This window comes from Armatimonas sp. (genome assembly GCF_031410135.1).
GTDB lineage: Bacteria > Armatimonadota > Armatimonadia > Armatimonadales > Armatimonadaceae > Armatimonas.
The window spans coordinates 1-12,819 of the sequence record NZ_JANNYP010000164.1 but is presented as its reverse complement, the minus strand read 5'-3'; the positions used below and the strand labels follow the sequence as shown (position 1 = coordinate 12,819).

Here is a 12,819-nt window from a genome sequence, read left to right as displayed (position 1 = left end):
GCATGTCTCGCAGAATAAAGCTCCCTACTGGTACTTCCGTTCGCGCGGAGGGAAACGCCGCAGCACGGTCATTGTCCACCGGTCCCTGCGTGAGATGCGTCCCCGGCCACACCTCCGTGGCTCCGTTAGCAATCGTGAAGTCGCAAAGTGGGATATTGAGAACCAAAGTCGCGACGGGATGCGGAACGCCCATTAAGTTGGCAGTGTCGCGGTGCACCGGCTGGATTCCCGAGCCGGGAAGGGCGCTGTTGGTGTGGAAGAACGCGCACTGCAAATCGTCGCCGAGAAGTGCTTTCATGACCTGCACCGCAACCGGCTGGGCGGCAAGCTTCGTGTCGGCGATGGGGAGGTTCAACGGCGGGAAAAAACCGATATGATTCTTGCCAAAGGTATTGCCCTCCAGCGCTTCCAGTCCGCCCTTACTCGCGATAAAGCGCTCCAGCTCCGCTTCGTAAACCACACGCACCGTCTCCAAAAACGCCATGTCATAGGCATCCTCGATCACCACATAGCCCACATCGTTAAAAGTCTGCACAGCCGTGTGCAGGCGCTCTGGAGAAAGCAAGCCTGCCACTTTTTCGTCCTCAGATAGTTTCATGGAGACATTCTACCTGCACGCCTACCGATAAGCAGACCCTCTTGTGAGATACAATCGGGCTATGGGTGAGGTTCAAGTAATTCTTCTGAATGGGGCGTCTAGCTCCGGGAAAACGACTCTGGCAAAGGCGCTACAAAACCAGCTCGCTGTGCCGCATGTGTACTTCGGCGAGGATGACTTCTGGTCCAAACTTCCGGAGCGAGGTAATCCACTAGACCACTCTTTTGAGTTTCGCTACAAGCTCTACTACGGCTTTCTCCACTGCATCGCCGCGCTGGCGGACTGTGGAAACTGCGTTATCGTGGATACTGTCGCGGATGACAAAGAGGCACTGGTGGCCTGTGCCCGGCTGCTGAGTAAAGCCAACGTGCTCTTTGTCGGGGTGCACTGCGACCTTGTGGTACTGGAGGCACGTGAGCTGGCGCGAGGAGACCGGAGCCCTGGCACCGCGCGACGGCAGCACGAGCGTGTTCATACCCACAGCCACTACGACATCGAAGTGGACACATCAACAGCGACCACGGCGGAGTGCGTGGAGGCCGTTCTAAAAGTGCATAGCACTCCTCCCGCTCAGAGTGCTTTTGAGAGACTTCTCACTACTGCCTGAGCCAGTGTTTCGTAGCCAGCAGGTGTGAAGTGAACATTGCGTGGCTGCTGCTCGGCCATCACAGCGTGCAAATCGTCTATCGGAACCTTGAGTTCGGTCATGACTTTCTTGACGATTTCGTTATAGGCGCGCTCGCCACCCGCAATCCGGCCTATGGTGCCCTCGGGAACCGTAGTGGTAGTGGCCCAGATGAGCTTGGCTTTAGTGGCTTTGAGCCGCGCCACCAGCGCTCGCAGGTTGGCCTCGTACTCCGTGAGAGAGAGACGTTGCTTGCCTTTCTCGACGGCGACCAGCGTGCCTTTCTCATCTACGAACTTCAGGTCATGGAGCCCAAAGTTAACGTGTATCACGTCCCAGGGCTTGTCACCCAGCCACTTGTCAAGCTCACGCAGCCCAAAGCCGCTATCGGAGCAGTTGACCGGGGGATGGATCACATTAGCCTTGCCATCGAGCAGATTGCGCACGGGGAGCGTGTAGCCCATGGAGATAGAGTCGCCGATGAGGAGGACGCGCGGCAGGCCAGGCGTCTCAGTGATCGGGCGCAGGGCGGGGGCGGGCTTGGACTGCTTTTTCAGCCAGCCAAGCCTCTCCAGAAAGCCCTCCATCTCGGCAATGGTCTTGCTTAGATACGGCTCCTTGTTGAAGAAGCCATGTGCCTGCCCCAGAGAGACGATCAGCTCGGACTTTACCCCAGCGGCGCGCTGGGCATCGCGAAACGCCTCGGCAGTCTTGACAGGGACGAGCTTATCCATGTCTCCAAAGAACACAAGAGTCGGGGGACTGTCTTTTCCAATATTATGGAAAGGCGAGAATTCTTTGAAGCGCTCCCCGATCCGCTCGTTGCCATAGCCACCGGGGCCGTTGTCGTAGACGGGGTTTAAGAGCACTAGTGCATCGGGCCGACAGGAGATCGCTTTGTCGTCTTTGGGATCGTCGAGGCCGTTTATCATGCCGCAGTGCGCCGCTAGGTGCCCCCCCGCTGAGCCTCCCCCCGCCCCGAGGCGCGTAGGGTTTATTCCCAGCTCGGCAGCGTGGCTGCGCACCCAGCGCATCGCCGAGCGTGCATCGTTCACGGAGCTCTCCGGGGCTTTCCCCTTCTCCGCCAGCCGGTACTGTGCACTGATCGCCACCATCCCGCGTGCCGCCAGCGCCTTCGCCTGCGGGTAGAGCGCCGTCGGAGTGCCACCCGTCCAGCCGCCGCCGTGGAAGAAGACAAAACCAGGGCGCTTGTCGCTAGCCTTCCAGCCCTCGGGCTTGAAGACCTGAAGCACCAGCTGCTTGCCGTCGGCTTCTTTGTAGGGAATGGCTTCCTGAGCACGCGCCATAGGAGTGAGCAGTGAGAGTATGAGGAGAGTAAGCAGTGTATTTTTCATAGGATTATCTTATTTTAGTGTCAGAACCACGGCGCTCAGGTGCATCACTTCCTTGCCAGGAATCTCCAGGGCACGGAGGGTCAGGGGGCCACGACCGCGTTCCAGACGTAGCTTTCCAAGACGCAGTATCCGAAACTCTTTCAGGCGCGACTCCCCCGGCGGGCGCGGGAGTGTGTCCTGGTTTGTGTAGAGCGGCGGGTCCCAGCCGGGAGCGACGCGCCCTTCCAGCTGACCTCCTTGAAAGCTTAGCGCAATACGCGAGCCCGCATCGGGCAGGGGGCAGGTGTAGTGCAGCTCAACCTCGTAGGTGCCCGCTGTCTGAACCTCAAGCTCCCAGGAGATCGTGTCGTCGGTGCGGGTCCAGTTGCGGAAGTAGGAGCTATTGGGCGCACTGGAGCTGCGCTCAACCCCGCCGCCCGGCGCGCCATCACGTGCCGGAAGCCAGGTGTGCGGGAAGACTTTGTACCCCACTGGAATCGGACGTGGGTCCACGGGCGAGGCAGTACGAGGCGAGGGCGGAAACATCTCGCGACGCCAGGCTGCGACGGCGGAAGCAAGTTGTCGTGCTGTCTCGGGTTGCTGGCTTGTCACTGAGTGTGTCTGGTTCGGGTCGGTGACCATGTCAAAGAGCTCGCCAGACGAATCCAGGCGGTGCGTTTGGGTGCGCACACTCACCTTGCCGCTCCAGGTGGTGAAGAGCATACGAGGTGGCGCGGTGCGTGCACGGTCTGTCAAGAGGGGCGAGAGATCGCGGCCATCCAGCGGCTTGTCTCCCACCCCTGTCACTCCCGTGAGGGCCAGGAGCGTGGGCAGTAGGTCAATGGCTCCTGCGATCTCGGCAACTTTATGACCTGCGGGGAGCTTACCCGGCCAGCGGAGGAAAAACACCGAGCGCACCCCACCTTCGTCGGTCGTGGCCTTGATGCCCTTCATCCCGCCGTTCCAGCGCGCCGTGTTGGGGCCATTGTCCGAGAAATAAACAACGATCGTATCCTCGGTCAGCTTCAGCTGCTCTAGCTTCTTGAGAATCCGCCCGACATTACGGTCCTGGTTCTCCAGCATCGCGAGAGCGCAGCGGGTATGGTCAGGGTTTTCTTTGTCCGGCTGGGTGGCCTGCTGCGCCAGGGGCTTGTCTTTGAAGCGCTGCCAGTCGCTCTCCGGGACGGCCCAAGGGGAGTGTGGGGTGGTGAAAGGAACATAACAAAAGAACGGGCGGCTCTTATGTTTCTCGATAAAGGCCAGCGCTTTGTCGGTGCACAGATCAACGATGTAGCCTTTTTCTCGGACGGGCTTGCCGTTGTGCTCCAGTGGCGGGTTGAAGTACTCGCCCCAGTGCCCTGACGTGTAGCCGTAGTACTCACCAAAGCCGCGCGCCATTGGGTGGTAGGGCCACTGGCTCCCGTTGTGCCACTTTCCAAAGGCTCCGGTGGCGTAGCCCGCTTTTTGGAGAGCATCTGCGAGGGTTTTCTCGCTGAGATCCATGCGCTCCTGGCCGGTCGAGACGCCGTAGACTCCGGTTCGTGGGTGGTAGCGCCCCGTCAGAAACTCCGCACGGGTCGGGGCACAGACCGGGCAGACAAAGAAGCGCTCCAGCGTCACGCCCTCGCGGCTCAGGGAGTCAATGTGCGGTGTCTGCACCATGCGGTTGCCACTGGCGCTGTAGTCCCCCCACCCCGCATCGTCGGCGAGGAACACGACCACATTGGGCGGCCTCATGCGTTATTTACCTCTAAGCTAAGGCGCTCCCACTGCTCTAGCGGCGCATCGTACTCGCGCAAGAGTGTGTCTAGCGAGCTTAGCAGACGCGCTTCGACGGCGGCATCGGTGCAGGGCTGTGTCTGGCTGGGATCGGTGTGCAGGTCCCAGAGCACGGTCTGCTTCAGGCGCGGGTTGCTCCCAGCCATGCTCTGCTGTGTCGGAATCTTCATCACGGGGCAGGCCTTAGTAAATGAGAACGGGGGTGCCGCCGTCATGCCCGCAAGCTCACCCAGCGGCAAGAAGCCACGCATCACCGTGGGACAGAGTGTGTAGTTGTAGAGCGGCGCGTTCTGCTCGTTGGCGGCGCGCCAGTAGACATAGCGGCCATCGGTGACATTCACCTGCGCTCCGTGCATCCCAAAGAGCGCGGCCTCCCGCACCGACGTGTCGCTCTCCAGAACCGGTGCGAGGTCTTTGCCACGCATGTCCGGTGTGGGTTGCAGGCCGAAGAAGCCCAGAATGGTCGGTGCGAGATCAATAGAGGGCTGCACTAGGGCCGTTCGCCGCTGGCCTGCGGCTTGGGCAAAGCGCGGGTCCCAGATAAAAAACGGCGTGTGCGCCACTTCGTCGTAGAATGGCATCCAGATCTTGGCCCAGAGATCGTGCTCGCCGAGAAGAAACCCATGGTCGGTCCAGACAATCAGCTGCGTGTCGTCCCAGAGCTTATGCCGGTCCATCGCATCCAAGATCAGCCCGAGGCTATGGTCGCACTTGGTCACCAGCGCAGCGTACTCCGTGCGAATATGCGTCACTTCCTCGGGTGTCTCGCTGACCTCTTTATAGTAGGGCCAGTCAAAGAGCAAGTCGCCGCGCTCGCCTGGGTACTTGTTGCGCCACTCTTCGTGCACAAAGAACGGCTCATGGGGATCAAACGTCTCGATCGTCAGGAACCAGTTATCGTCGGTATGGTTGCGCTCGATAAAGTCTAGCCCCGCCGCAAATGTCTTTGTCTGCGAGTGCTCCGCATCGGTTGGGATCGCGCTTCGGTTCACCAAGTCTTGACGGGCGTAGAGGTCCTTAGGGTTGGCGTGTCGTCCGCGTGCGTTTTCAGGGAACGCCGGGTCTGCGACCTGCCCGATCCAGAGATCGCCCTCCTGGCCCCGGATCAGCTCCGCCGTGGAGTAGCGGTTGTGGTAGGTCGCGCCGCCGTCTTCCCAGTAGTGGTAGTGGTCCGTCACAAAATGGGAATAGATTCCAATGGTTTTTAATAGCTCGGGAAGAGAGTCATCAAAAGGCTCCAGTTGCCCCCAGCGGCGGTGCAGAAAGTTCGGGCGGCCCGTGTGCAGGTCGCGGCGAGCGGGCATACAGGGCATGGAGCAGACATAGCTCGTCTCAAAAGTCGCGCAGCGCTGTGCCAGTCGTGTGAAGTTGGGTGCTTGCACAAAGTCGCCTCCATAGGGCGGGAGCATCTTCCGGTTGAGCGAGTCAAACATAACCAGGATAGTCTTCATTTTGTCACGGCTCCAAACTGCTTTTCAAAGCGTGTCTTAAACGGGTTGACCTTCGGCGCGGTCTTATACGCCTCCTCGTTCTCCAGCCCAGGCAGGACACTTGTCCACCAGGAGTCGTAGGCGGCATTCACTCTCTGCACCAGCGCCGGGTTCTGCACCGAGATGTCCGTGGCTTCGGCAGGGTCTGCCTCCAGATCAAAGAGCTGCCAGCGGGCGCTTGCGTTCTGGGTCGCCACGGCGTTGTAGTGCGAGAAGCGCACCCCGGCGTTGCCGTACTTACTGGGTGGCTGCCCCGGCTCCCAGCGTCCCGTGTGGACAAAGAGCATACGCTCCGCCCACTTTGCCTTCGGGTTCTTGAGAAGCGGCAGCAGGCTCCGACCATCGAGCCTACGCGGCGCTTTAGCTCCCGTCAGCTCCGCCAGCGTCGGGAGAACATCCAGATGCGCCGCCAACCGATCACAGTCGGCAGGCTTAAGCGTCCCCGGCCAGCGCCAGAACGAGGCCGCGCGGGTGCCGCCCTGGTAGACCGTGTTCTTCGATGCCCGCATCCCCGCGTTAAAGACTTTTACGCCCGCCGTGCCGCCGTTGTCGTTCATGAAGATCACGAGAGTCTCGCGCTCGATGCCAAGTTCTTTGAGTTTCTCTAAGAGCTTGCCCACGTTATCGTCTATATTGGCGATCATCCCAAAGAACTTCGCCGCCTGCTTGTCGGCCACTTTTCCCGTGTAGCGTGCCTCATCCTCGGGGCGCACTTGAAGCGGCCCGTGCGGAGCGTTGGGCGTGATGTAGGCAAAAAACGGCGCTCTCGTGCCACGTTTTTCTTCGATCCAGCGCGTGGCTTGAGCGAAAAACACATCGGTGCAGTAGCCCTTGGTCTTCTCAAAGTGCCCGTTGTGCCAGATCGCGGGGTCGAAGTAGGTATTTCCCGGCGCATCACCACAGGTGCCCGGATAGCTCTGCCCGATCCCGCCCGCGCCATGGATAAAGACCTCGTCAAAGCCGCGCTTATCGGGCTGGTAGGCGTCTTCATCGCCTAAATGCCACTTGCCAAATATCCCCGTGGTGTAGCCCGCGCTCTTGAGCACCTGCGCTAGTGTGGTGGCTTTAAGGCTTAATCGCTCGCGCTCGTAGATCGTGTGGCTGATCCCCGAGCGCATCTCGTGCTTGCCGGTGAGTAGTGCCGCACGCGTCGGGGAGCAGGTCGGGCTGACGTGAAAGTGGGTGAAGCGAACGCCTTCGTCGTGGAGGCGGTCTAGGTTGGGTGTCTTGAGAACCGGGTTGCCGTGGCAGGAGAGATCCCCGAACCCCTGGTCGTCGGTGAGGATAACAATAATGTTGGGCCGCGCTGCAAACATGACAGACTGTTCGGCGCGACCCGCAGGATTTCCTTTACCCCGCCCTTTACTTCCCGCTGAGCGCCTTTAGGTCTTTTTCGGCCTTGCGGTTGGCGAGCAGGCGCTGGTACTCGGGGGAGATGACTTTTACGAACTTAGTCAGCTCGGTGTCCCAGTTATCTAAAAACGCCTGGCCACGCTTGCTGCCCGTGTACCTGACATGCGCCTCGATCAGCTCACGGAGCACACCCGCGTCGTCTTCGGAGACGGCGTCGCGCAGGACAGGGGGCAGATTGGCGGGGAAGAGCTCCCGTATTAGTGCGACATCGTGGCCTTCGACGGGGCCACAGCCCGCCGCGAGATCCTGGTTGATGCGCTTGGGGAAGCCCCCCTTGAGGTCGTAGACAAAAGCAACCCCACCCGACATTCCCGCCGCGAAGTTGCGCCCGGTGCGGCCTAGAACCACCGTGATACCGCCGGTCATGTACTCGCAGCAGTGGTCACCGACGCCCTCCACCACGGCAACCGCGCCCGAGTTGCGCACGCAGAAGCGCTCCCCGACCGCGCCGGTGAGATAGGCCTCGCCGCCGGTCGCGCCGTAGAGCAGGGTATTGCCCGCAATAATATTCTCCGACGCGTCGAAACCTGGATGGATGTTTTGGGGTGGGTGGACGATAATCCGGCCTCCCGACATTCCCTTGCCGACGTAGTCGTTGGCATCTCCGACCAAGGTGAGCTGCATTCCGGGCGCAAGAAACGCCCCAAAGCTCTGGCCCGCCGAGCCGGTGAAGTCAATCTGGATCGTGCCATCGGGGAGCCCGGCGGCCTCGTAGCGCTTGGCGACCTCCCCGGAGAGCATCGTGCCACAGGTGCGGTTATGGTTGAAGATCGGCATGGTGAACTTCACCGGGCGAGCGTCTTCGAGCGCGGCTTTTGCCTGCTCGATCAGCTTGTAGTCCAGCGCCCCCGTCAGGCCATGATCCTGGTCTTCGACTTTGCGCGTCGCCACAGTTGCTCCGGCAAAAGGGGTGCCCACCAGAATCGCCGAGAGATCCACGCCCCGTGCCTTCCAGAACCGCACGGCATCGCTGGTGTCCAGGTACTCCGTGCGCCCGATCAGCTCATCGAGCGTGCGCGCGCCCAGCTCGGCCATCAGCTGTCGTACTTCTTCGGCGACAAAGAAGAAGTAGTTGATCACGTGCTCGGGCTTGCCGGAAAACTTGGCTCGAAGCGCCGGGTCTTGTGTCGCAATTCCCACGGGACAGGTGCCTAAATGACAGACACGCATCATGATGCAGCCCTGAGCCACTAAGGGCATGGTCGAGAAGCCAAACTCTTCAGCCCCGAGCAGCGCGGCTATTAAGACATCGCGGCCCGTTTTTAGCTGTCCATCGGCCTGGAGGCGCACCCGGCCCCGGAGCTCGTTTCGGACAAGGACTTGCTGTGTCTCGGCGAGCCCTAATTCCCACGGCACCCCGGCATGTTTGAGCGAGCTGAGCGGGGAAGCGCCCGTGCCACCGTCGTAGCCAGAGATCAGGATATGATCCGCATGGGCTTTGGCCACGCCCGCCGCCACGGTTCCCACGCCGACTTCCGCCACTAATTTCACCGAGATACGCGCCGCCGGGTTGACATTTTTGAGGTCAAAGATCAGCTGCGCGAGGTCCTCGATCGAGTAGATATCGTGATGCGGCGGGGGCGAGATTAATGTCACGCCGGGAGTCGAGCGGCGGATGCTCCCAATGTACTCGTCCACTTTATGGCCCATGAGCTGGCCGCCCTCACCGGGCTTTGCGCCCTGGGCCATCTTGATCTGCAGCTCATCCGCGTTGACCAGGTAGTGCGTGGTCACCCCAAAGCGGCCTGAGGCGACTTGTTTGATCTTGCTGCGGCGCTCGTCGGTGTAGCGTGCCGGGTCCTCGCCGCCCTCGCCGGTGTTGCTCATCGCGCCCATGCGGTTCATCGCAATCGCAAGCCCCTCGTGCGACTCACGGCTGATCGAGCCCAGGCTCATCGCGCCGGTGGCAAAGCGCTTGACGAGCTCTTTGGCGGGTTCAACTTCCTCAATCGGGATCGAGGGATGTACTTTCCGAAAGGTCATCAGGCCACGTAGCGTAGACGCTTCCACGGCGCTCTCGTTGACAGCTTTGCTAAACTCCGCAAATGTGTCGAAGCGGCCCTCACGGACGGATTTCTGGAGCTTCTCGACCATCTCGGGGTTGATGGCGTGCTTCTCGCCAAAGCGTCGCCACTGGTACTGACCACCTGGCTCCAAGTCAAACGCCCCAGCGGCCTGCTCTTTGGGGAACGCACTCTCGTGGAGGCTACGGACTTCTCGCTCAATGTCCTCCAGCGTCACGCCCTCGATGCGGCTTGCCGTGCCCGTGAAGTAGCGCCGCACGACCTCGGTGTTGATCCCGATTGCTTCAAAGATCTGTGCGCCCCGGTAGCTCTGGAGCGTCGAGATGCCCATCTTGGACATGACTTTCAACAGGCCCTTATTCACGCCCTTGATCACGTTCTTGACGGCAGTCTTGAAGTCCACACTGGTCAGCACGCCGTTAAGCACCAGATCATCGAGGGTCTCGAAGACCAAGTAGGGGTTCACAGCGCTGGCCCCAAAGCCTACCAGACATGCAAAGTGATGGACTTCCCGCGCCTCGCCGGTCTCGACAATCAGCGCGACTTTATTGCGGGTTCCCTCGCGGATCAGGTGGTGGTGGACGGCAGAGATAGCCAGCAGTGACGGAATCGGGGCGTACTCGGGGGAGACATCGCGATCCGAGAGCACGATAACATTCATCCCGCGCTCCAAGGCATCGCTGGCCTGGCGACAGAGCCGCTCGACCGCCCGCTCTAGCTCGCCCAGGGGCTTGTCAGGCCGGAAGACCGCACGTGCCGTCCAGAGTCGTAGCCCCCCATCATCGCCCAGCACCCGCAGCTTCTCCAGCTCCGTGTTCGAGAGAATCGGCGTGCCCACTTTGATCTGCCGCGCGTTCTGGGGCGCATCATCAAGCAGCGAGCCGTCGGTGCCAATGTAGTCCCAGAGGCTCATGACAATGCTCTCACGGATCGGGTCAATCGGGGGATTGGTGACCTGCGCAAAGAGCTGCTTGAAGTAGGCAAAAAGGTTCTGGGGCCGGTGGGAGAGCACCGCCAGCGGCGTGTCGGTGCCCATCGAGCCCAGCGCCTCTTCCCCGTTCTGTGCCAGTGGTGTCAGCAAGAGGCGCAGCTCCTCGGAGGTGTAGCCAAAAGCGCGCTGTTTCTGGATCAGCTCCGCATGCACCGGATGATCCGATGCGGGCGGCTCGGGGAGGCTTGCCAGGTCAATCTTGTGTTTCTCCAGCCACTCGCCATAAGGGTGCAGGCCACAGACCGTCTTTTTAACTTCCTCGTCGCTGATGATCCTCTGCTGCGCTGTGTCCACTAAGAAGAGCTTGCCGGGAGTCAGCCGCCCGCGCTCGACAATCTTCTCCGCCGGGACTTGAATCACGCCGGTCTCAGAGGCCAGAATCACGAGATCGTCGGTGGTGACCGTGTAGCGGGCGGGGCGCAGGCCATTGCGATCCAGCACGGCTCCAATCTGCACACCATCGGTGAAGGCCACGGCAGCGGGGCCATCCCACGGCTCCATCAGACAGGCATGGTACTCGTAGAACGCCTTGCGCTCCGGGGCCATGATCTCGTTGCCATCCCACGCCTCGGGAATCAGCGTCATCATGGTCTGCGCGACGGTCTTACCGCCCATGAGCATCAGCTCCACGGCATTGTCTAGGCTCGCGGAGTCCGAGCCCGTCGGGCTGACCAGTGGGTAGCATTTTCTAAGATCATCGCCGAGCACGCTAGATGTCAGGCCCTGCTCGCGTGCCTTCATCCAGTTCCGGTTGCCGCCGATGGTGTTGATCTCGCCGTTGTGCGCAATATAGCGATAGGGGTGGGCGAGCGGCCAGCTCGGGAACGTATTGGTGGAGAACCGCTGGTGCACCAGCGCAATCGCGCTCTCCATGCGCTCATCGCTGAGATCTAGGTAGTAGCCGCGCATCTGGTGGGGCAGTAGCAAGCCTTTGTAGATCAGAGTCGTGGTGGAGAGGCTGGGAATGTAGAACCGCGAGGGGTCGGGAATGCCGGTCGCGCCTGCCACTTCGCGCTCGACTTGCTTGCGGATGACATAGAGCTTGCGCGAGAACGCCTCGGGGGGCGTGGTCAGGCCCCGCTGGATAAAGAACTGCCGGATACGCGGCTCCGTCTCTTTGGCCTGCCGCCCAATCTTGCTGGAGTCCACGGGCACGTCGCGCCACCCCAGAAAAATCTGTCCCTCTTGCCGAGTCAGCGCCTCCAGCGTGCGCCCGCACTGCTGGCGGGCATCGCGCTCCGTGGGCAAGAACGCCACGCCCACGCCGTACTCACCAAGCGGTGGGAGCTCGAAGCTCACCGAGCCACGCAGAAATCTATCTGGAACCTGGATCAGGATTCCTGCGCCATCTCCTGTCTCAGGGTCGCAGCCGGTCGCGCCACGGTGCACGAGGTTGTCGAGAATAGTCAGGCCCATGGAGACAAGCTCGTGCGTGCGTTTGCCTTTGATGTGGGCTACGAAACCGACGCCACACGCATCATGCTCAAACGCTGGGTCATACAACCCCGCAGAAACTTGCTTGTCCACTAGCTCTAATCCTGTCTCTTCCACGCTCATTTTTACTTACCAAACGACGAACGCGGCGACAGAGCACGCAACCTCTCCAGCAGTGGTCGGGAACCAAAATTATATCATAAGTGTTATTTTGGAATTTGTTCGAGGAGCTGCTTTGCGTTTTCCTGGATGCCCCGTGGACAGCCCGGTACCTTGATCGCCGCGTTTAGCTCGGCTCGTGCTCCCTTGGCATTGCGCTCTCCCACAAAGCAAAAGGCAAGCCCGAGATGTGCATAGGCTTTATCGCGTGGCTCGGTGGCTGCGGTGAGAGCTTTCTGGAACCAGGTTCGCGCAGAGGCAGACTTCTCTTTTTTGAGATAGAGCCCGCCCAGTGCTCCGTAAGCCAAGGAGTACTTGTTGTTCTGAGGGCCTTTCGCCATGAGTCCGGCTGACCAGAGCGCCTTGGTCTCGTTGCCCTGACGCGCAAATCGCTCTGTCAGCTCCGCCGCTAGTGCCGTGTTCTGAGGGTTTTTCTTGAGCGTCGCTTCAAGCCCAGGCAGCTCCTTAAAGGCTTTGAGAACTCCGCTACCTAGCTCCATAAACCCCGCGGTAGGCATAAACCCTGGCATGCGTCCCCACTCATTGCCGTCGGCATCCAGATAGAGTACGGTGGGAAAGCCGCTGACACCGTATTTCTGCGCCAGAGCCCTGCCCTCACGTTCCGCATTAAGCTTCACTGCGACCAACTGGCCACAGAGCTGGATCACCTTTAGGTCAGGATAGACCTCGGCCTCCAGCTTCTTGCAGTACCCTCACCAGTCGGTGTAGAAGTCAATGAGCATAAGTCTCTTACTGGCGCGGGCACTCTTGACCGCCGCCTCGTAAGACCGTAACCAGGTTATCTTTGGCATAGGGGCATTTTACCGCAATCAGAAATCGTAGACCGCAATGGCGATCTCTCTCTCACAAAGCCGTGTCGCAATGAGTGGCTCGACACAACTCCAGTCGCCGCCTTATCGCACCATAAGATGCTCCCGCTAAGCTAAAAACACTCAGATGTGTGGGGATTTT

7 protein-coding genes and 1 pseudogene are annotated in these 12,819 nt (G+C 60.5%); 1 reads left to right on the top strand and 7 read right to left on the bottom strand.

Annotation, left to right across the window (positions count from 1 at the left end; translation table 11 throughout):
• The coding region (locus RMO15_RS05895; RefSeq protein WP_309709143.1) for a phytanoyl-CoA dioxygenase family protein at window positions 1-598 on the bottom strand (598 nt) is incomplete at its 3' end.
• A gap of 61 nt (window positions 599-659) precedes the next feature.
• Here RMO15_RS05895 and RMO15_RS05890 point away from each other — a divergent pair.
• Window positions 660-1,205, top strand: a complete 546-nt coding sequence (locus tag RMO15_RS05890) for an AAA family ATPase (protein ID WP_309709140.1) — start codon at window positions 660-662, stop codon at window positions 1,203-1,205.
• On the opposite strand, the gene RMO15_RS05885 is transcribed toward RMO15_RS05890, so the two are convergent.
• The 6 genes and pseudogenes from RMO15_RS05885 to RMO15_RS05860 all read right to left on the bottom strand — a co-directional run.
• Window positions 1,169-2,578, bottom strand: coding sequence for an alpha/beta hydrolase fold domain-containing protein (locus tag RMO15_RS05885; RefSeq protein ID WP_309709137.1), 1,410 nt, complete (start codon window positions 2,576-2,578; stop codon window positions 1,169-1,171). The two genes, RMO15_RS05890 and RMO15_RS05885, sit on opposite strands and share 37 nt — an antisense overlap.
• Window positions 2,579-2,587: 9 nt before the next feature.
• Entirely contained in the window at window positions 2,588-4,294 is a 1,707-nt protein-coding gene (locus tag RMO15_RS05880; RefSeq protein ID WP_309709135.1) for a sulfatase-like hydrolase/transferase, read from the bottom strand.
• Complete coding sequence (locus RMO15_RS05875; RefSeq protein WP_309709132.1) at window positions 4,291-5,787, bottom strand: sulfatase; 1,497 nt, start codon at window positions 5,785-5,787, stop codon at window positions 4,291-4,293. Before RMO15_RS05875 ends, RMO15_RS05880 begins: the two co-directional genes overlap by 4 nt.
• On the bottom strand, window positions 5,784-7,142 hold the full coding sequence (locus RMO15_RS05870) for an arylsulfatase (protein WP_309709129.1): 1,359 nt from the start codon (window positions 7,140-7,142) through the stop codon (window positions 5,784-5,786). Before RMO15_RS05870 ends, RMO15_RS05875 begins: the two co-directional genes overlap by 4 nt.
• A 46-nt stretch (window positions 7,143-7,188) precedes the next feature.
• Window positions 7,189-11,811: a glutamate synthase large subunit gene (gene gltB / locus RMO15_RS05865; protein WP_309709126.1), complete on the bottom strand. Its 4,623-nt coding sequence runs from the start codon at window positions 11,809-11,811 to the stop codon at window positions 7,189-7,191.
• Between the two features lie 83 nt (window positions 11,812-11,894).
• Window positions 11,895-12,548, bottom strand: a pseudogene (locus RMO15_RS05860) (hypothetical protein); the annotation flags it as partial.
• Window positions 12,549-12,819: the final 271 nt, after the last annotated feature.

What these genes read in the sequence shown, in the direction of transcription:
- RMO15_RS05890 (WP_309709140.1), top strand. Translation starts at nt 660, where the DNA reads ATGGGTGAGGTTCAAGTAATTCTTCTGAATGGGGCGTCTAGCTCCGGG.
- RMO15_RS05885 (WP_309709137.1), bottom strand. Translation starts at nt 2,578, where the DNA reads ATGAAAAATACACTGCTTACTCTCCTCATACTCTCACTGCTCACTCCT.
- RMO15_RS05880 (WP_309709135.1), bottom strand. Translation starts at nt 4,294, where the DNA reads ATGAGGCCGCCCAATGTGGTCGTGTTCCTCGCCGACGATGCGGGGTGG.
- RMO15_RS05875 (WP_309709132.1), bottom strand. Translation starts at nt 5,787, where the DNA reads ATGAAGACTATCCTGGTTATGTTTGACTCGCTCAACCGGAAGATGCTC.
- RMO15_RS05870 (WP_309709129.1), bottom strand. Translation starts at nt 7,142, where the DNA reads ATGTTTGCAGCGCGGCCCAACATTATTGTTATCCTCACCGACGACCAG.
- gltB (WP_309709126.1), bottom strand. Translation starts at nt 11,811, where the DNA reads ATGAGCGTGGAAGAGACAGGATTAGAGCTAGTGGACAAGCAAGTTTCT.